This is a genomic window from Thermoleptolyngbya sp. M55_K2018_002 (assembly GCF_015295965.1).
Classification (GTDB): Bacteria; Cyanobacteriota; Cyanobacteriia; order Elainellales; family Elainellaceae; genus Thermoleptolyngbya; species Thermoleptolyngbya sichuanensis.
Genome location: NZ_DVEA01000039.1, coordinates 1 through 17,096 on the forward strand (window position 1 = coordinate 1; position 17,096 = coordinate 17,096).

A 17,096-nucleotide genomic window follows, 5' to 3' on the forward strand; every position below is an offset into this window, starting at 1 on the left:
GCCATTGCAGGAAGGAGACGGCACTGAGTCGCCGATCGAGGGTGAAGATGCGGCGGAGGGCATCGAGCCAGGAGGGAGAGTATGGGGGAGCGGCAGGGGGGGTGGGGGTATTCAGGGATTGGGGCGATTCCCGCCGGGATTGTTTTGTGAATTGCGCTGGGGGGCTGCTGTCGGTTAGGGCACTGCCAAAGGAGCTAGATGAGCTTCTGCTGTCTATCGGGCTGTCCAACGTGGCGTAGCGAGGGGACAGGGGTTCTGCATCAGCAGTGGGGGGCGTGGAGTTGGGCGCAGCCAGCGGATCATCCTTGAGATTGACCGCCGCTGCGTAGGTGACATCGGCCCGCATGGCGGTTCTGGCGGCTTTGCGGCGGGCTTGCAGGCGATCGCGGCGACGTTTCAGCCAACGCTGCGCCAGCCACAGCAGAAAACTGGTGCCGATCATGGCCAGGGCGATCGCCTGGGCAATCAGGGTTTGGCGCTGAATCGCCGCAGGCTGGCGAATTTCAATGGCCTGGGTCAGTTCCCGCTGCAAAATCTGCTGCCATTCCTCCGCCAGTTGCGGCACGCTGCGGCGGTGAAACTGGGCATCGAGCGGCGTGACGGTCAGCAGCGGCTGGGATGGAGAGTTGGCATCGCGCACCGTCAGCACGGTTCCGTCGCGCAGGGAATCTGCCTCGACTCGCAGCGTATTGGGGTCGAGGGTTGGGGTTTGAAAGAGCCATGCCATGCCTGCGCCGCCCCGTTCGGTCGGATTGCTGGCCAGCACCCATCTCAGGTTGGACTGAATCGTGGCGATGCGGTCTTCGACGGGAACCCGGTCGCCCGGATTGCGGCGATCGCGCACCGTCAGCCCCGTCACGGCAAACAAGGGCTTGCCCTCAAACCGCACCATGCCCCATTCCAGATTTCCCACGCGCTCTATCGCATCCGGCGGGCGAGTGGGGTCAGCAGCCGTAGAGGTGGCGGGCAGGGGAACCTGGGCCGCGGCGGGCGCAAAACTGCTGGGGGCGATCGCCAGCATCAGGCTAAGCCAACCCACCACACAGCACAAAGCTGCCCGCCGCAAGCTGCGCCGAGCGAACCAAAATTGGCGATCGCGCTGGGTCAGATATCGCCGCATGGATTGCCACATGAATTGCTGCATGGGCCAGAGTTGCCGACAAATCAGCGTGACCTCAGCCGCCGATCCGCAGCAGTTCTACATCAAAGACCAGCGTGGCATTGGGGGGAATCACGCCGCCCGCGCCCCGTGCGCCATAGCCCAGTTCGGGCGGAATAATCAGTTGGCGACGGCCGCCGACGCGCATCGTGCTTAGCCCTTCGTCCCAACCGCGAATCACCTGACCCACGCCCAGCCGGAACGAAAAAGGCTGGTTGCGATCGCGCGAACTGTCGAACTTGGTGCCGTCTTCCAGCGTGCCCGTATAGTGGACGATCACGGTTTGTCTGGCCTGGGGCTGTGCGCCCGTCCCTTCGACCAGATCCACATACTTCAAGCCCGATTCGGTCGTCACCACCGCCGCATCGTCTCCCAAAGGTGCGCTCACAGAATCTTCTCCTGGGTTGATAAGATCAGCCGCGCCCGCTTCAGCCAGCAGCACGGTGTCCGACTTCACAATGCCAGACTTTGCTGCGGCAGGGGCAGACGGCTGGGCAGAGTCGGCGATCGCCGCTTGCCGCGACCCGGTGAACTGCGCCACCAGCAGCACCACACAGCACAGCACCATCACCCCAAAGCTAATCAAAATCTCTCGCATAGAACCCTCCCGCAGCAGGATTACCAAGTCAGCCACTCCCCAGTGTATACCGATTGCGGATCGAGCGATTGCAGATCAGGCGATCGCGAAGGGGCGATTGCGGAGGGGCGATCGCGGAGGGGCGATCGCGCTAGGAGGTTGGAATCGGGCTTCCAAGATTCAGAGCGAGGTCAGAACGTCGATATTGCCAAAACTTCACTATCGCCAGAGCTTGTTTTCCAGGTCGCGCACCTGCCGCTCCAGCCGATCCAGCCGTCCGCGCAGCTCGTCCATTTCGTTTTGTCGGGGCACACCGAGATCCTGCAAGACCTGCCGCATCTGCCGCTGCATCTGCGCTTCAAAGTTTCCCTGCTCCGACTTGATCTGCTGCATCAGGTCGTTCATCAGCCCGTTGACCTGATCAGGATTGAGCCGGCCCTCGCGCACCCACTCGTCGCCGACTTCCTTCAGCTTCTCGGCAACCAGAGAGGTAGTGCCAATGCCGAGCATGAGCAATTGTTGAATCAGGTTGTTATTGTCCATAGTTTTTAAGGGTTGTAACGCAGAGACTTCGCAGAGATTTCGCAAAGATTTCAAAACCAGCAGCAAACCCAGACGCGCAACAGAACTCTATGCAACGGCAGAAAGCTGGCGACGGCAAAAAAGCTGGCTAATCATCCTGCTTTATTCTGTCAAACTTGCTCCGGCGTTCGGGTGAGGTTAGCCTCCCCAATGTTGCAGGAATACCGTCCGTGGGACAGGCTTCATAACAGATTTTATGGTGGATACCCTGTGGACATCTTGCGGACACCCGAAGTTTATCCTGGCACGCCTCTGCCTTAAACCCGCCTTAAACCTGCCTTAAATCTTTCTTAGGTTTGCCTTAAGTTTGCCTTAAGTTTGGTTCACAACAGCCTCAAAGTAACGATTTACCTCAAACAAACGTACTCCTTCAAAATTCATCCATTCAGAAGAGTCTCTAGACTCGTAATTTCGCTAGGTTAGTTGCAGGCAAAAACAGCTTAACTGGGTCTGTCTGGAACTAGGCCATCCAGACAATATCCCCGGTCAATCAAAAATAATGAAATTTGAAGGTGACAGCGTGGTTATTGAATGGTTGCGGTTTGACGTGTCGCCTGAAGCGCGGGAGCGGTTTGTGCAGCAGGATGCCGAAATTTGGACAACGGCATTATCGGAATATGGCGGCTTTTTGGGAAAGGAGGTCTGGATCAGCCCTGAGAATCCGCGGGAAGTGATTACGGTGGTTCACTGGGAAAGCTTTGATCAGTGGTATTCCATTCCCGAAGCTCGGCTGGCAGCGGTAGAAGCTCGTTTTAGCGAAGCGATGGGCCAGAACACCTATCAATTGCTAGAGTCAAAGGCATACCAGGTGCGAAAGTTTGCCCGCGTACCCGCGTGTTAAAGCGCCTGCTGCCCCCAATGCCTGCTTGCTAAGCTGCTATGCCAGAGTGTCCCAAATGCCGCCAGCCTGTCGAGACGACGGCGATCGCCTGTCCCCATTGCCGCACGACGCTGAAGGCGTTTGGGCATCCGGGGGTGCCGCTCTATCGGGCGGAGGGCGAGGCGGCGCTGTGCGACACCTGCGTATACCACCACGACGATTCCTGCAACTATCCCCAGCGGCCCCATGCGCGGGAGTGTACGCTTTATACAAACCAACTGCGGCCGCTGACTAGTTCTGTCTATCGTCCCAGCGCCAGCAGTTTGGTAAAAAGCTGGCTTCAGCAACATTTGGCGTGGGTTATCCTGGGAGCGATTTTGCTGATCAGCGTACTGCTGGCGTTGCGCGGCTAATCAAGCGGTTTATGGGGCTAATCGAGCGGTTTATGCGGCTAATCAAGCGATTTTATAGCGATTTTCGGTGGATCAGGGCGTAATCACAATCTCGCCTACCATGCCCGCTTCGGCGTGTCCTGCTATCACGCAGCGCAGGTCATAAGTGCCCGGTCTCTGCGGTACAAACACCCACTCTGCAACGGCTCCGGGCTTTAGCTCTAGCTCGTGAATTGCGCCTTTGATTTCGACATTCCCGGCCTCCACCTTCTGCGTCCACACGCTGTCGGCAAAGTCTTTGGCGGTGAAATAGTGCTTCTGGGAACTGGGATTATCGAGAACGAGCTTGTATTTTCGTCCGGCGGTAAATTCCAGATGATCGGGCACAAACTTTAGTGCCTCTGATGCATCGCCCAGTTGAACCTGCACTTCGCTGACCAGACCCACGTTCGCTGGACTGGCGATCGCCCTCGCTTGCGGCGTTAGCACCCCCAGCCACAGCACCCCGCCCAACAGCACACTCAGCAACCCGCTCAGCAACCCACTCAGCGCGATTCGCAAAGCGCGCTCTGCGGGAATTGCCCCCACCCCCTGCCAGACTGACCTTTTGCCCCAGTTTTGTCCCCCAAACGGTTTGCCAGCCATTCCAAAACTCTCCTTCACAGCGCGATACTCCCTACTTTATTCACAGCCGGCCCCATTTCTCAAATCTCATTTCTCAAGCAAATCTGCATTTGCTGCGGAATCGTATCGCAAGCGGGTAAGATATTTGGGCTTCTATCTATTCTCCTGCGGGGCGCTATCTCCTGCGGGGCGCTATACGTGGAAGATCCGCACGCCCGGCAAACACTAGACTGGCAATCCAAAATCCAAAATCCAAAATCCAAAACCACTGAGCATGGCCCGTCTGGCACTGGCTCTAAGTAATCCAAATTTTCACTATGGCAGCAAAAATTCCCGTCACGATCATCACCGGATTTCTCGGCAGCGGCAAGACCACGCTGATTCGCCACCTGCTGCAAAATAATCAGGAGCGGCGCATTGCCGTGCTGGTAAACGAGTTTGGCGAATTGGGCATCGACGGCGACTTGCTGCGCGACTGCCAGGTGTGCGATGAGGAGCCAGGGCAGGCCGCAGACGAGTCCAGCGCAAATATCGTCGAGCTAACCAACGGCTGCCTCTGCTGCACCGTGCAGGAAGAGTTTTTGCCGACGATGCAGGAGTTGCTAAAGCGGCGCGATCGCCTCGACCACATTTTGATTGAAACCTCAGGACTGGCGCTGCCCAAGCCGCTGGTGCAGGCGTTTCGCTGGCCCGAAATTCGCAATGCGGCAACGGTGGACGGCGTGGTGACGGTGGTGGACTGCGAAGCCGTTTTGACCGGGGCGCTCGCCCATGACCCAGATGCCGTCGCTGCCCAGCGGCAAGCAGACCCCAGCCTGGATCATGAAACGCCGCTGGAGGAACTATTTGAAGACCAGCTTGCCTGCGCCGATCTGGTGGTGCTGAATAAGACCGATCTGGTAACGGCAGACGCAGTGAACCAGGTGGTTGACCGGGTGCAGACGGAGCTACCCCGCGCCGTGAAGCTGGTGCAGAGCGATCGCGGTCAGTTGCCCGCCGACCTGCTGCTGGGCTTCAACGCAGCGGTGGAAGACAACCTGGAAGCCCGTCCCAGCCACCATGACCACGAAGAAGACCACGACCACGACGACGAAATCGACTCCACCCACGTCATTTTGAACCGCGAGTTTGATCCAGACGCATTGCGGCGATCGCTCGAAGCGCTAGTGCAGTCCCAAGAAATCTACCGCATCAAGGGCTTTGTGGCCGTGCCCCAAAAACCGATGCGGATGGTGGTACAGGGCGTGGGTAGTCGCTTCGAGCAGTTCTACGATCGCCCCTGGCGACCGGACGAAGCGCGGCAAACGCGGCTGGTGTTTATCGGACGGGCTGTGGATGCGGGGGCGATCGCCCAGCAGCTTGCAGCGATTTAGGGGATGTTGGATTAGCGATTTTGGATTTTGGATTGGTGATTCTGGATTGCTCAGTTCAGCGCTTTGCGAGGCTGTGGCGCTTGGTGTGTGCGCTATGGCCCAAGCAGGTTAGCCGTTAGACAAAATCGCTCAAGCTGAGGTTTCGCACGTCTACGCCCGTCAGCACTGCCAGCACGTCGGAGCCGTAGCGAATCACTGCGTCTGCCCCCCGCTGACGCAGCCTCAGGCTTTCTATTGCCACATCGCCCAGCACGGTTAGCGCATCGCTGCCGCTGCGATAGTCGGTAATTGTGGCAAACCCTCTGCCCACTGCGAGCGCAAACAGGTCTGAGCCTCTGCCGCCCGTCAGCAGTGACCTGCCTAGCCCGCCAAACAGCACGTCGTTGCCTGCGCCGCCCAGCAGGATGTCGTTGCCATTGCCGCCTAGCAAGATGTCTGCGCCGCCCAGCCCCAGCAGGCGATCGCCCCCGCCAAGTCCGCTCAGAATATTGCTGGCGCTGCTGCCCCGGAGCAGATCCGCTGCGCGATCGCCCAAGTCTAGCTGAGCAAGCCCGGTCGAAAAGTCGTCGAACACATCGCCAGCGATCGCCCGCACGCGCTTTGCTAGTTCGCCCCAGTCACTCGTGTCAATAGAGTCGTTAAACAAATCTTCTACGTCCACTGAGCCGAGGAGTTGATCCAAATCTTTGACCAGCCGATTCAGGCTGATGTCTCCTAGCACGTCCTTCAGCAGCGCATCAAAGTTAACGTCGGACAAGTCCACGCCGCCAAACAAATCGTCGATATTCCCAACCAGTTTGGTAAAGTTGAAATCTTTGGAAAAGGTGTCGATCGCGCTTTCTATGCCACTCCGCAGATCGTCTGTCCAATCTTCGAGCGAGATATTGCCAAACACGTCGCCTAGATTAATATCGGACAAGTCCAAATCCTGAAGAAAATCAGCAACGCTTTTTGCCAGGTCATTTTCCAGCAATCGGTTGGCGAGCTGATTGGCAACGCGGTTTAGTCGAATAGCCATAGCCTGTCTAAGGGGAAAAAGTAGCTTTGGATTTCAGATCTCAATATTCAGAGGATGTTTGAAAAGTCCTACTGTTTGTAGCAAAGCGTGCAAGATACCCCTAAATCCCCCTTGAAAAGGGGGACTTTCAGGCGGTTTCCCCCCTTTTTAAGGGGGGCTAAGGGGGGATCTTCTGAGTGCTTAACATTACAGGCGATACCTTTTCAAACACCCTCTCAGACCAGAGCGAATTGCGTGAATTGCATAAATCGCAACGCATTCAGCGCCGCCTGATGTCTAGCCAAAGTCCCTGCACAGGGAAACCTGACGGATTCAGTCAGAAAATGTTTCAGTTAGATTCGGTCGGGTCTGTCAAGCAGGCCTGAGCAATCTTTGGTCAAAGTTCAACCCAAAAGTGCATCCGTTGGCGTGCATAACATAACACAAACATCGTGCCCGACCCAATTCGTCAGACACGATTTCACTTAAATCTAACCTTAGACAGATTCTAGACAAATTGAACGCAAACGTGCTATCGCTAGCAATCCATTCACCGTGATTTATCGGTGAACAGACTCCGATCGGTTTAGTCCTCGATCGCGGAGTAACACCGGGACTTTCCCTCAATCCAGCGCAACGCTTCTATTTCTGAGAAGAAACTTTCTGTGCGTCCAATCATTGGATCATAGACGTGCCAAACCTGTTCGCCATTGCGTAGCTGCTGAATGGAAACTTTGATTTCGTCTCGTACCATTAGAGTGCGGGCGATCGCCCAAAACGTGTTGCTAAATAATGCGGCAAAGCCGTAATTTCTGCGCCCCGAGAGAGTGGTTCGGGGGGATTCTGAAGAGAGAGTTTTGGCGTTCATTGGCTTGCTCCAAATACTATGCAAATCACTGTGCAAATTAGTATGCAAATTACTATGCGAAATCAGGATGCGTAACCTAAGTACAGATGCAGAGCGTTGAGCGTGGCAAAAGCCCAAAAATAGCTAGCTAATTGCTTTATTTCGCGGCTCTGTCTTTTTATCTTGCTGCTCTATTTCGCTGGTTGCTTTATGGAACCTAGAATAGGCGATCGCCCAAGGGCTGTCGTTACAGAAAAGTTCAGGAGTTTAACCCACCCACGTCTGAAAAGTTAAGGAAATCTTCCAAATGGCCGAAGTATGGCCAAAATGCAGGACACAACAAAACGGCAGTCAAGTTTTAATCAAGTGTTAATCACCTTGGCAATGGGCTAAATCCCCGACTCACAAGGCATTTGAAACATAGCCTGTTAGAAAAATTTGCTGGCTGCAAAACCCGACAAAACACAGCCCAAGATTCAGAGCAGAAGCGATGTGGCCTGCAATACTAAGCCCTATTTGTATACTCTTCTTGACACAAAAACTCGATGCAGTTTGATTTTGATACAGATTTTGTCTATCCAAGCTGCTAGAACTGGCTGGTAAACCCTTATGACAAACGTTAAAGAATCTGCTCCTGCCGCGAAGTCTGCCGTTAACCTGAACGACCCGCAATACTACATCAACCGTGAGCTAAGCTGGCTGGAGTTTAATCGGCGGGTGCTGCACGAGGCGCTGGACGAGCGCACGCCGCTGCTGGAGCGCCTGAAGTTTCTGGCAATTTTTAGCTCCAACCTGGACGAGTTTTTTATGGTGCGGGTGGCGATCGTGAAAGACCAGCTTGAGGCAGGGATCACGACGCTAACGCCAGACGGGCGCACCCCCCAACAGCAGCTTGAGGAAATTAGCCAAACCCTGCGGCCTATGGTGGAAGAGCAGCATCGCTATTTCGAGAAGGTTTTGCGCCCTGCACTAAAAGAGCATGGCGTATTTCTCTTGGACTATATCGACTTGAGCCAGGAGCAGCGGAACTACGTGCGAGATCATTTTGAAAAGCGGATTTTTCCGGTTCTGACCCCGCTGGCGGTTGATCCGGGGCATCCGTTTCCGCGCATGTCGAACCTCAGCCTCAGCTTGGCAGTGATAGTTAAGGATCAGCAGACGGGTGAAGAGCATTTTGCTCGGGTCAAGGTGCCCAGCAGCCTGCCCCGCTTTCTAAAGCTGCCTGGGGAACCTGGTCAAGAGGGCAGCAAAAAGGCAGTCTGGGTTGGCATTCCAGTAGAGCAGGTCATCGCGCATAACCTAGAAATGCTGTTTCCCGGCATGGCGATTCAGGAGTATTCCCTCTTCCGGCTGACCCGCGATACAGAAGTGGAACTGCGCGAAGAAGTGGCGGAAGATCTGCTGCAAGCGATTCAAGACATGGTGAAAAAGCGGCGGATGGCAGAAGCGCCCGTGCGACTGGAGATTCAGTCCAATGCGTCGCAGTTGGTGAAAGATACGTTGATAGATGAGCTAGAGCTAGAACCCCACGAAGTGTATGAGATCGACGGGCTGCTCAACCTGAAGGATTTGTTTGCGCTGACGGGGGTGCCGCTGCCTGCGCTCAAGGATGCGCCTTTTTCGCCGATGCCGCCGCGTCAGTTGCGGTTTACGGGGGATCTGCTGCCCGCCAATGCTGAGCGAGAAGACATTTTCTCCATCATTCGCCGTCATGATGTGCTGGTGCATCATCCCTACGAGTCTTTTAGCGGATCGGTGGAGCAATTTATTGCCCAGGCGGCCCGCGACCCCCAGGTTCAGGCGATCAAGATGACGCTGTATCGCACATCGGGCGATTCGCCGATTGTGAAGTCGCTGATCGAGGCGGCGGAAAACGGCAAGCAGGTCGCAGCGCTGGTGGAGCTAAAGGCGCGGTTTGACGAAGAGAATAATATCAACTGGGCGATGCAGCTTGAGCAGTCGGGCATCCATGTGGTCTATGGTCTGGTGGGGCTAAAGACTCATACCAAGGTGGTGCTGGTGGTGCGTCAGGAAGGGGACGAGATTCGCCGCTATGTCCACATTGGCACAGGCAACTACAATTCCAAGACGGCCAAGCTCTACACCGACCTGGGCCTGCTGAGCTGCCGCGAGGAACTGGGCGCAGATTTGAGCGATTTGTTTAATTACCTGACGGGCTATTCACGGCAGCACTCCTATCGCAAGATTTTGGTGTCGCCTGTGAATATGCGCGATCGCATGACGGCGCTGATCCAGCGCGAGATTGAACACGCCAAGGCCGGCAAGCCCGCAAAGATCATTGCCAAGATGAACTCTCTGGTCGATCCGGGCATGATTGCCAAACTGTACGAAGCGTCGCAAGCTGGGGTGGAAATCGACCTGATTGTGCGGGGGATTTGCTGCCTGAAGCCGGGAATTCCCAACGTCAGCGAAAGCATTCGGGTGATTAGCGTCATTGGGCGCTATCTAGAACACTCGCGCATTTTCAACTTCCACAACGACGGCAACGAAGAATACTACATTGGCAGCGCCGACTGGATGCCGCGTAACCTTGATCGCCGGGTGGAAGCCGTCACCCCCGTCGAAGACCCTGCGCTGAAGAAACTGCTGCGGGAGATTCTCGACACGACGCTGAGTGATAACCGTCAGGCATGGGAGCTTCAGCCAGACGGCAACTATACGCAGCGCCGACCGAAGGAAGGTGAACCCGTGCGTAGCTCTCAGGAGATCTTCATGCAGCGGGCAATCGAGCAGAGCAAGCCCTAGAAGCGCCCCTTCAGCCCCTTGAACTCTAGCTCAACGCTGCAACAGACACGCGAGCTGCCATTTGCTGGGCGATCGCCCTCAGTGCCTCGGCCGAAGCCGAGTCGGGGTATTCCACCACAATCGGAATGCCGCGATCGCCCCCCTGCCGCAGCGGAATCTCCAGCGGCACACGGCCCAACAGCGGCAGTTCCAGTTCTTTTGCCGTTTTTTCGCCGCCACCAGAACCAAAAATATCGTATTGGCGATCGGGCAGGTCGGGCGGGATGAAGTAGCTCATATTTTCCACGATGCCCAGCACGGGAACTTGAAGCTGCTGAAACATCCGCAGGCCGCGCCGCGCATCTTGCAGCGCCACCGTTTGCGGCGTAGTTACAATCACCGCGCCCGCCATCGGCACGGCTTGGGCCAGCGTCAGTTGCGCGTCGCCCGTGCCAGGGGGCATGTCTACCAGCAAATAGTCCAACTCGCCCCACTGCACCTGATAGAGGAACTGGCGGATGATGCCGTTTAGCATTGGCCCGCGCCAGATCACGGGCTGATCCGGGTCGATCAAAAAGCCCATCGACACCAGCTTTACGCCGTAGTTAAATACGGGTTCCAGGATTTCGCCCTGGGGCCCCGGCTGCACCTTCACCTCTGCCTGCGTCAGTCCCAGCATCGTCGGCGTGTTGGGCCCATAGATATCGGCATCCAGCAGCCCCACCTTTGCGCCCGCCTGGGCCAGCGCCACGGCCACATTCACGGTGACGGTGCTTTTGCCGACACCACCCTTGCCGCTGGAAACGGCAATGATATTTTTGACACCGTCGATACCGGTTCGGTCTGGCAGGGCCTTTTGCTGGGGCGTTTCGGCCGTCACGTCCACCACCACCGCCTGAACACCGGGTAGCGTTTTCACCGCTCGCTCGCAGTCTTCCACAATGAACTGACGCAGCGGGCAGGCGGGCGTTGTTAGCACCAGCGTAAACCGCACCTCACCCTCTGCCACGGTGACGTTGCGGATCATGTTTAGCTCCACTAGGCTTTTGCGTAGCTCTGGGTCTTGGACAGGGCGCAATACCTCCAGAACGGCATTGGCATTAAGGGTATTTAACATTCGAGATACAGTTTAGGAATCCTTAATGCGATCTTACCGTTAGCCGCACCCCAGACTCATGGGCGATCGCCCTCGGTATCCTTGAGAAACTGTAGGGAAATCATCAGATCTATCGCAAGATCTATCGCATCCAGCCACGCTGACCGGAGGGGCGATCGCCCTTCTCGCGTTTCAGAAATCGCCCCTCTGGCGTTTCAGCAATTGAGGGAGACGAGCGCCGGAAAATAGGCGAAAAAGTTTTCCGAAATGGCGATCGCCCGCCAAACTGGGCACTCTGAAGCTAGTGCGGCAAACTGACTGTAAACGCTCACTGAGTCGATCTCGCTCCCCGATCTTGTCCCGATCTCGCCCCCAATCTTGCCCCTGATCTCGCCCCCAATCTCGCTGCCGATTTTCCGCTGAGTCTCGCTGTGAACCTCCGGTCAACCTCTACCTGCGCTGTTGCTCATGTCTTTGGGAATTGCTAGCACCATTCTGCTCGGCGGGCTTGCCTTTTGGTGGGGCATTCGGTTTGGGCGGCTGCTGTTGCGAAAGGGAGCAACAGCAAACGACCTGTTTAAGGGAAAAACCTCTGTATCGCTGGCTTTCTTAGGAATTTACATTGCTCTACTGCTGCTGGCGCTGTATATTCCTCAGTGGCAATGGCTGCCGCTGGCGTGGCGCGTATCGGGAATGCAGGTGTCTTGGGCGGCCATGCGGATTATCCTGCTGGGGATCTGCGGCGTAGCGTTTGTGGTGAGCTGGCACACGCGCCGTTTGCAGGTGATTGCGGTCGTGCTGATTGGGCTGATTGGGCTGGGAAGCTTTACAGCGGTCGAGGCCTATCTGCTGGCTCCGATTTATTCCACGCTGGATGATAACTTGCGCCCCAATGGCGTGTTTCAGCAAACCTCCACCAGCAGTTGTGCGCCTGCTGCGATGGCTACGGTGCTGCGCCGCTGGGGGCTGGAGGAAACCGAATCGAGCGTGGCAAAGCTGGCAGGCACCAGCCGCCTGGGAACCTCCATGCCGCAGTTGATTACCGCCGCGCACCAGCTCAAGATGGACGGGCTGGAGATCACGGGCGCAACCTGGGAGCAGATGCAGCGAATTAACCGACCCGGCGTGCTGGCTAGCTGGCTATTCAACCCAAGCGGACGGCGATCGCCCCACGCGATTGCGCTGCTGTCCCTCAGCGATGACATTGCCACCATTGCTGACCCTGCCTGGGGGCGGATCTATCGCCTCAATCGTCCGCAGTTTCAGCGGATCTGGCGACGAGAATACGTCCCGTTCTTTCGCCCAGAGGAGGTGGTGCTGTCTGCGGCGCAAGTGCGGGACTACCTGACGCGCCTGGGCTATCTGAACCCTAGCAGCCCGATCGCCAACGATACCACCGACCATGCCACCAACCATGCCACCAACCATGCCACCGACCATGCCACCATTGACGCGGCGCTTCGCCGATTTCAGCAGTCCGCTGGCCTCAGCGTCACTGGAACCCTAGATGCCAAAACGGCGCTGATGCTGAGCGGGCCGTTTTTGACGGAAGGGCCGAGTTTGAAGGATGAGATTCAAGGGTGAGATTCAAGGGTGAGCGAGGTGCTTGCTTTCAGGCTCCCCTGCACTTCTGTTTCCTTACCCTCGATAGATCGCATACATCCCGCCAACATAGAGCAGCAAAATCGCCACGCCGTCCCAGGTCAGGTGCAGGCGCGATCGCTGACTGGCTCGATAGATCAGCCCTACCAGGGCGATCGCCGTCATCATGATGGCAATGACGGTGGTGAAGGCATGAATCGGATGGTTGATTTCGCCAAACAGACTGCCGCGTAAATAAGCCACGTCGTAAATGCCCAGAATCGCCAAATTGAACAGGTTAGAGCCAAAAATATTGGACACCGCTAGGTCAGCGGCATTCAGGCGAATCGCCGTCAGCGACGACACAACTTCGGGCAAGGAGGTGGCCGCCGCCAGCAGCAGCGCCCCAACAAAGCTTTCCCCTAGCCCCGTAACCACAGCCACGCGATCGCCCAGAGCGGCTAGCCAGATGCCCAGCGCCACAATGGCGATCGCCAGCAGCCCAAAGGTGCTATAGGCTCGCCGCTGTGAAATATGACCATACTGCAAGGTTTCGGCTTCCTCCTCTCGCAGTTGGGTGCGGCGGCGCAGTTCAAACTGAGCAATCAACCGGGCACTCACAGCATATAGCAGCAGCAGCAGCACACTCGGCAGCGCAACCCATCCCAGCGTCAGATCCACGCCCCGCTCCGCCAGCAAAATACCCGCCGCTGCCGTGCCCAGCATGACGCAGCCCAGACCTGCCGATAGCCCATGACTCACCTGCACTTGTCGCAGCAGCGGTTCTGGCCCCGTAAAAATGTCCACAATTACCAAAATCAGCAGATTAAACAGGCAGCTTCCCAGCACGCCGCCCACCGCCAGATCGGGGACTTGAAACATCGCCACTGCGCTGATGCCGCTGGCCAATTCTGGCAGCGAGGTCGCCCCTGCCAACAAGATTGCGCCGACCCAACTGCGCCCTAGCCCGGTCTTTTCTGCCAGCACATCGGCACTCTGCGACAGCCGCGCCCCCACCCACACCACCAAGCTGACGCAGAGAACGACCTGGAGAAAGAGCAGCATAGCAAGTCGGGCAAAACAAACAAAAAAGGCGCAGGCGCTCTTTTCGGCGCTCACGCCCAACTGTAGCAAGGATTCGCCAGCAAGGATTCGCTCCTGTGCCTTTAGAAAACTAGAAGCGAAAATTTGCAGCCAGAACTTAGAAGTGGAACTGGAAGCTAGAACTAGAAGCGGGTAATGTCCTGAAAGGCGGATGGGGCTGTGGCTGTGCTAGAGACGAAGAACTCGACATCAAAGGTGCCCAGCCGCAAAACGTCGCCATCTTGGAGCGGGATGCGCTGCATTGGGAGGACGCGACGACGGTTAACCCAGGTGCCGTTGCTGCTGTTGAGGTCGGAAATGTAAAGCCCTTCGTCAGGGTGATAGCCAATCACCGCATGGCAGCGAGAGACGGACGGGTTATCGAGGGCGATCGCACAGGTGGAACTGCGACCCAGCGACCAGACCGTACCTGGCTCGGTAGACCTCGACGGGGTATGCAGCAGGTTTGTCATCAAAATCGTCTTGCGGCCATTTTGAAGCGCCTGTATAAAAAATTGGCTAACCTGGCATCTCGATTGGGCGGATTCCAGCATCGCTTCAACAGAACAGGTGTCCTCAAAACTGGTTCCATAGTCTGCCAACAGCGAATCTTTGAGATGGGGACTAGATTCTCCGACAGGCGGCAGGGGGTCTGCTGTGGTGTCGTGAAATTTTAGGTCTGGCATGACTTCCAGGTTTGTGTCGGGTGGGCAACTGAGCGAATGCAAGCGTCAAAAGAGTGCGATATGCCAATATGCCGAAGAGGCTGGTCTAAGCTGCTTGAGCCAAGCTGTAGCGAATACTTCTCACTAGAACTCTCAAACTAGATACAGACAAATTAGATACGGACAAAATAAGCGCTGGCTGGAAGGTTGATGCTGGGCTGCGAAATTCTGCCGGGTCAACTCCCAGATACCTTGACTGAATACCTCGCATAGGAAAAACCTTGGACTCTGCTGAATCCGTCGTTGAGCCTAACGCTCTGGTTAATCCTTTGACTCCTCAACCGACCTCACACTATGAACTTAGTATGAAGCAGCGGCTAATACTGTAGCCAGTTTGCTAAACCTGCGATCGCCCAAAAAGCTTGCAATCAAGCGCTGCACACTAAGATACTGCATTGGGGGAACAAGTTGAGAAGGGGTTTCATCAAGGTTGACGAACAGGGTTGAATCTTGCAGTTCACCGCTGATGGGGGGAAACTGTGAACTCAGATGCAAACTCAGAATTTACACGCAAGTATGACTCGGCAGATAGCTAAAAATCTCTTGCGATAAATTTCTGAAATTTCCTCAAACGCAACATTCAAAAATATAGTGAAAGGCTCGTAAAAACTGCACGCCTAAGGCCAGCACCCCGGCTGATGACTTCGACTCCAAGCGCGATCGCCCTGAACGAAACCAGAGTTGGCTCTGAAAGGCAGCGAAATGTGTCGATGTCGAGAAGACCAGTGAAGCAATCAAACAGAGTGAGTAGGCTCTATTGCTTAGACATTAAATGGTGCTAGGAGAACATTCGACAACAGGCTGATGAATGAAGTTCATAGAAGATTCATATAGTTATATATCAAGAACATTTATTTGAAAATTTGGTGAAGATTCAGCGCCCGATAGAGTGTAAATTGACACGCTACATCCGTAGAAGCCACTGACCCCTTTGTGAAGCAGATGGTGAAGCGCGGGCTATAAGAAATCTTTCGACTACACGTTCGACCACATCAGTCCCAAAGGAATCGGGAAAGAATAGGGCTAAAATTAGGCACGACACTTACTACGCCCGCGTCCGAACCCTTTGATGCGCCATGTGCCTCGATCTCAGGTCAGTCTCAAATCAGTGAGGTGTGCAAGAGAGACGTTCTCCGCATGTGGCAGCACCAAACTGGGCGATGCCCGCAGGGATCGCTGCGCGAATCGCTGTGTTGCTGAGGGCGCGTCGATTTTAGGGGAGGTTTAGGTCAGATGTGGGGGGCGCAAAGTCCTCTCGCAGCGCGATCGCCCGCCATGATGAGAAGGACGAATATTTTGGGCTGAATGGGAGTATGGTTTTCAATCGCAAGGAATCATGAGGTCTTATCTAGCGGCAGCAGTGCAAATGAATAGCGTGCCAGATCTGGATAAAAATCTGGCTCAGGCAGAAGATTTAATCGATTTGGCGGTGCGTCAGGGTGCGGAACTGATTGGGCTGCCAGAGAATTTTTCATTTTTGGGCGATGAAGACGCGAAGCTAGCCCAGGCAGAGACGATCGCCCAGGGCAGCGAAAAATTTCTAAAAACCATGGCCCAGCGCTATCAGGTGACGCTGTTGGGGGGTGGCTTCCCGGTTCCCACGGGCACAGGCAAAGTCTACAACACCGCCCTGCTGGTAGACCCCAGCGGCAGCGAACTGGCCCGCTATGAAAAGGTGCATCTGTTTGACGTGAACCTGCCAGACGGCAACACCTACCAGGAATCGAGCATTGTCCTGGCCGGAACGCAACTGCCCCCGATCTACCCCTCCAAAGACTTCGGCAATCTGGGGCTATCGGTCTGCTATGACGTGCGTTTTCCCGAACTCTATCGTCACCTAGCGCAGATGGGGGCGGAGGTGCTGTTTGTGCCCGCGGCCTTCACCGCTTATACGGGCAAAGATCACTGGCAGGTTTTGCTCCAGGCGCGGGCGATCGAAAACACCTGCTACGTGATTGCGCCCGCCCAGACGGGCAAACACAATGCGCGGCGACAGTCCCACGGACACGCGGCGATTATCGACCCGTGGGGACTGATATTGGCAGAAGTAGAAGAGAAGCCCGGCGTGGCGATCGCCTCCATTGAACCCTCTCGGCTAGCGCAAGTGCGGCGGCAGATGCCGTCTTTGCAGCACCGGGTGTTTATCTAGGGGAGAGAGCTATTTGCGGCTAATGTGCCACGCTGCTGCTAGCGCCACTGCTATAGAACGTCTATAGAACTTCTTTATGTTTGTTGGTGGAAAAATCCAGGGTTTAGTTCTACTAATTGCCCACTTTGGTAAGTTTTATCGGAGCTTGCGAGTCTTCAGGATACGTAATTGTCTGGAGATCTTGAAGAAAGTCGGCGGGCGATCGCTGTTTTACGCAGGAATACTCACGGTAAAGTAAACAGGACGAGTCTTGTCAAGTGAATGCTGAGTCCGGCTACTTTGTTTCATCCATTCGGTTTAGACATTTCTGCCCTGTGGTTTAACCCCGCTTCCCAAAATGCCTTCT

Annotated in this window: 14 protein-coding genes and 1 pseudogene; 6 read left to right on the forward strand and 9 right to left on the reverse strand. The window is 55.8% G+C overall.

Features of this window, described 5'->3' with window-relative positions; genetic code table 11:
* The 4 genes and pseudogenes from IGS51_RS01670 to IGS51_RS01685 all read right to left on the reverse strand — a co-directional run.
* Positions 1-1,042, reverse strand: a pseudogene (locus IGS51_RS01670) (hypothetical protein); the annotation flags it as partial.
* Entirely contained in the window at positions 1,026-1,163 is a 138-nt protein-coding gene (locus IGS51_RS01675; RefSeq protein WP_297075168.1) for a hypothetical protein, read from the reverse strand. The pseudogene IGS51_RS01670 and the gene IGS51_RS01675, both read right to left, overlap by 17 nt.
* Before the next feature lie 12 nt (positions 1,164-1,175).
* Positions 1,176-1,757, reverse strand: a complete 582-nt coding sequence (locus tag IGS51_RS01680) for an FKBP-type peptidyl-prolyl cis-trans isomerase (RefSeq protein ID WP_297075170.1) — start codon at positions 1,755-1,757, stop codon at positions 1,176-1,178.
* Positions 1,758-1,955: 198 nt separating this feature from the next.
* On the reverse strand, positions 1,956-2,279 hold the full coding sequence (locus IGS51_RS01685; protein WP_068509721.1) for a phasin family protein: 324 nt from the start codon (positions 2,277-2,279) through the stop codon (positions 1,956-1,958).
* A gap of 559 nt (positions 2,280-2,838) precedes the next feature.
* Here IGS51_RS01685 and IGS51_RS01690 point away from each other — a divergent pair.
* Entirely contained in the window at positions 2,839-3,159 is a 321-nt protein-coding gene (locus IGS51_RS01690; RefSeq protein WP_068516245.1) for a TIGR03792 family protein, read from the forward strand.
* Positions 3,160-3,197: 38 nt separating this feature from the next.
* Positions 3,198-3,551 carry a zinc ribbon domain-containing protein gene (locus tag IGS51_RS01695; RefSeq protein WP_172357446.1) on the forward strand — a complete coding sequence of 118 codons (354 nt, stop codon included), beginning with the start codon at positions 3,198-3,200 and terminating at the stop codon, positions 3,549-3,551.
* A 72-nt stretch (positions 3,552-3,623) separates the two neighbouring features.
* Here the strand turns inward: IGS51_RS01695 and IGS51_RS01700 are convergent, their stop codons facing one another.
* A complete protein-coding gene (locus IGS51_RS01700) occupies positions 3,624-4,175 on the reverse strand; it encodes a biphenyl 2,3-dioxygenase (protein ID WP_297075175.1) in 552 nt (183 codons plus the stop codon).
* A gap of 296 nt (positions 4,176-4,471) precedes the next feature.
* Between IGS51_RS01700 and cobW the strand changes: the two genes are divergently transcribed.
* A complete protein-coding gene (gene cobW / locus IGS51_RS01705) occupies positions 4,472-5,527 on the forward strand; it encodes a cobalamin biosynthesis protein CobW (protein ID WP_297075176.1) in 1,056 nt (351 codons plus the stop codon).
* 115 nt (positions 5,528-5,642) lie between these two features.
* Here cobW and IGS51_RS01710 read toward each other — a convergent pair whose 3' ends face one another.
* Positions 5,643-6,545: a hypothetical protein gene (locus IGS51_RS01710; RefSeq protein ID WP_297075177.1), complete on the reverse strand. Its 903-nt coding sequence runs from the start codon at positions 6,543-6,545 to the stop codon at positions 5,643-5,645.
* A 1,435-nt stretch (positions 6,546-7,980) separates the two neighbouring features.
* Between IGS51_RS01710 and ppk1 the strand changes: the two genes are divergently transcribed.
* Positions 7,981-10,137: a polyphosphate kinase 1 gene (gene ppk1 / locus IGS51_RS01715; protein WP_297075178.1), complete on the forward strand. Its 2,157-nt coding sequence runs from the start codon at positions 7,981-7,983 to the stop codon at positions 10,135-10,137.
* A gap of 25 nt (positions 10,138-10,162) precedes the next feature.
* Here ppk1 and IGS51_RS01720 read toward each other — a convergent pair whose 3' ends face one another.
* The gene (locus tag IGS51_RS01720) at positions 10,163-11,233 is read right to left on the reverse strand and encodes an Mrp/NBP35 family ATP-binding protein (RefSeq protein WP_297075179.1); all 1,071 of its coding nucleotides are present in this window, start codon (positions 11,231-11,233) and stop codon (positions 10,163-10,165) included.
* Between the two features lie 447 nt (positions 11,234-11,680).
* Between IGS51_RS01720 and IGS51_RS01725 the strand changes: the two genes are divergently transcribed.
* A complete protein-coding gene (locus IGS51_RS01725; RefSeq protein ID WP_297075180.1) occupies positions 11,681-12,796 on the forward strand; it encodes a cysteine peptidase family C39 domain-containing protein in 1,116 nt (371 codons plus the stop codon).
* A gap of 54 nt (positions 12,797-12,850) precedes the next feature.
* Here the strand turns inward: IGS51_RS01725 and IGS51_RS01730 are convergent, their stop codons facing one another.
* Both IGS51_RS01730 and IGS51_RS01735 read right to left on the reverse strand, forming a co-directional pair.
* Positions 12,851-13,858, reverse strand: coding sequence for a hypothetical protein (locus IGS51_RS01730; protein WP_297075181.1), 1,008 nt, complete (start codon positions 13,856-13,858; stop codon positions 12,851-12,853).
* 161 nt (positions 13,859-14,019) lie between these two features.
* Entirely contained in the window at positions 14,020-14,562 is a 543-nt protein-coding gene (locus IGS51_RS01735) for an FHA domain-containing protein (protein ID WP_297075182.1), read from the reverse strand.
* Between the two features lie 1,375 nt (positions 14,563-15,937).
* Between IGS51_RS01735 and IGS51_RS01740 the strand changes: the two genes are divergently transcribed.
* Positions 15,938-16,750, forward strand: coding sequence for a carbon-nitrogen hydrolase family protein (locus IGS51_RS01740; protein ID WP_297075183.1), 813 nt, complete (start codon positions 15,938-15,940; stop codon positions 16,748-16,750).
* Positions 16,751-17,096: the final 346 nt, after the last annotated feature.

Bases quoted from the DNA above. Each gene is read 5' to 3' on its own strand.
- IGS51_RS01720 (WP_297075179.1), bottom strand. From the start codon at position 11,233: ATGTTAAATACCCTTAATGCCAATGCCGTTCTGGAGGTATTGCGCCCT.
- IGS51_RS01725 (WP_297075180.1), top strand. From the start codon at position 11,681: ATGTCTTTGGGAATTGCTAGCACCATTCTGCTCGGCGGGCTTGCCTTT.
- IGS51_RS01740 (WP_297075183.1), top strand. From the start codon at position 15,938: ATGAGGTCTTATCTAGCGGCAGCAGTGCAAATGAATAGCGTGCCAGAT.
- IGS51_RS01735 (WP_297075182.1), bottom strand. From the start codon at position 14,562: ATGCCAGACCTAAAATTTCACGACACCACAGCAGACCCCCTGCCGCCT.
- IGS51_RS01700 (WP_297075175.1), bottom strand. From the start codon at position 4,175: ATGGCTGGCAAACCGTTTGGGGGACAAAACTGGGGCAAAAGGTCAGTC.
- IGS51_RS01710 (WP_297075177.1), bottom strand. From the start codon at position 6,545: ATGGCTATTCGACTAAACCGCGTTGCCAATCAGCTCGCCAACCGATTG.
- ppk1 (WP_297075178.1), top strand. From the start codon at position 7,981: ATGACAAACGTTAAAGAATCTGCTCCTGCCGCGAAGTCTGCCGTTAAC.
- IGS51_RS01685 (WP_068509721.1), bottom strand. From the start codon at position 2,279: ATGGACAATAACAACCTGATTCAACAATTGCTCATGCTCGGCATTGGC.
- IGS51_RS01730 (WP_297075181.1), bottom strand. From the start codon at position 13,858: ATGCTGCTCTTTCTCCAGGTCGTTCTCTGCGTCAGCTTGGTGGTGTGG.
- cobW (WP_297075176.1), top strand. From the start codon at position 4,472: ATGGCAGCAAAAATTCCCGTCACGATCATCACCGGATTTCTCGGCAGC.
- IGS51_RS01680 (WP_297075170.1), bottom strand. From the start codon at position 1,757: ATGCGAGAGATTTTGATTAGCTTTGGGGTGATGGTGCTGTGCTGTGTG.
- IGS51_RS01695 (WP_172357446.1), top strand. From the start codon at position 3,198: ATGCCAGAGTGTCCCAAATGCCGCCAGCCTGTCGAGACGACGGCGATC.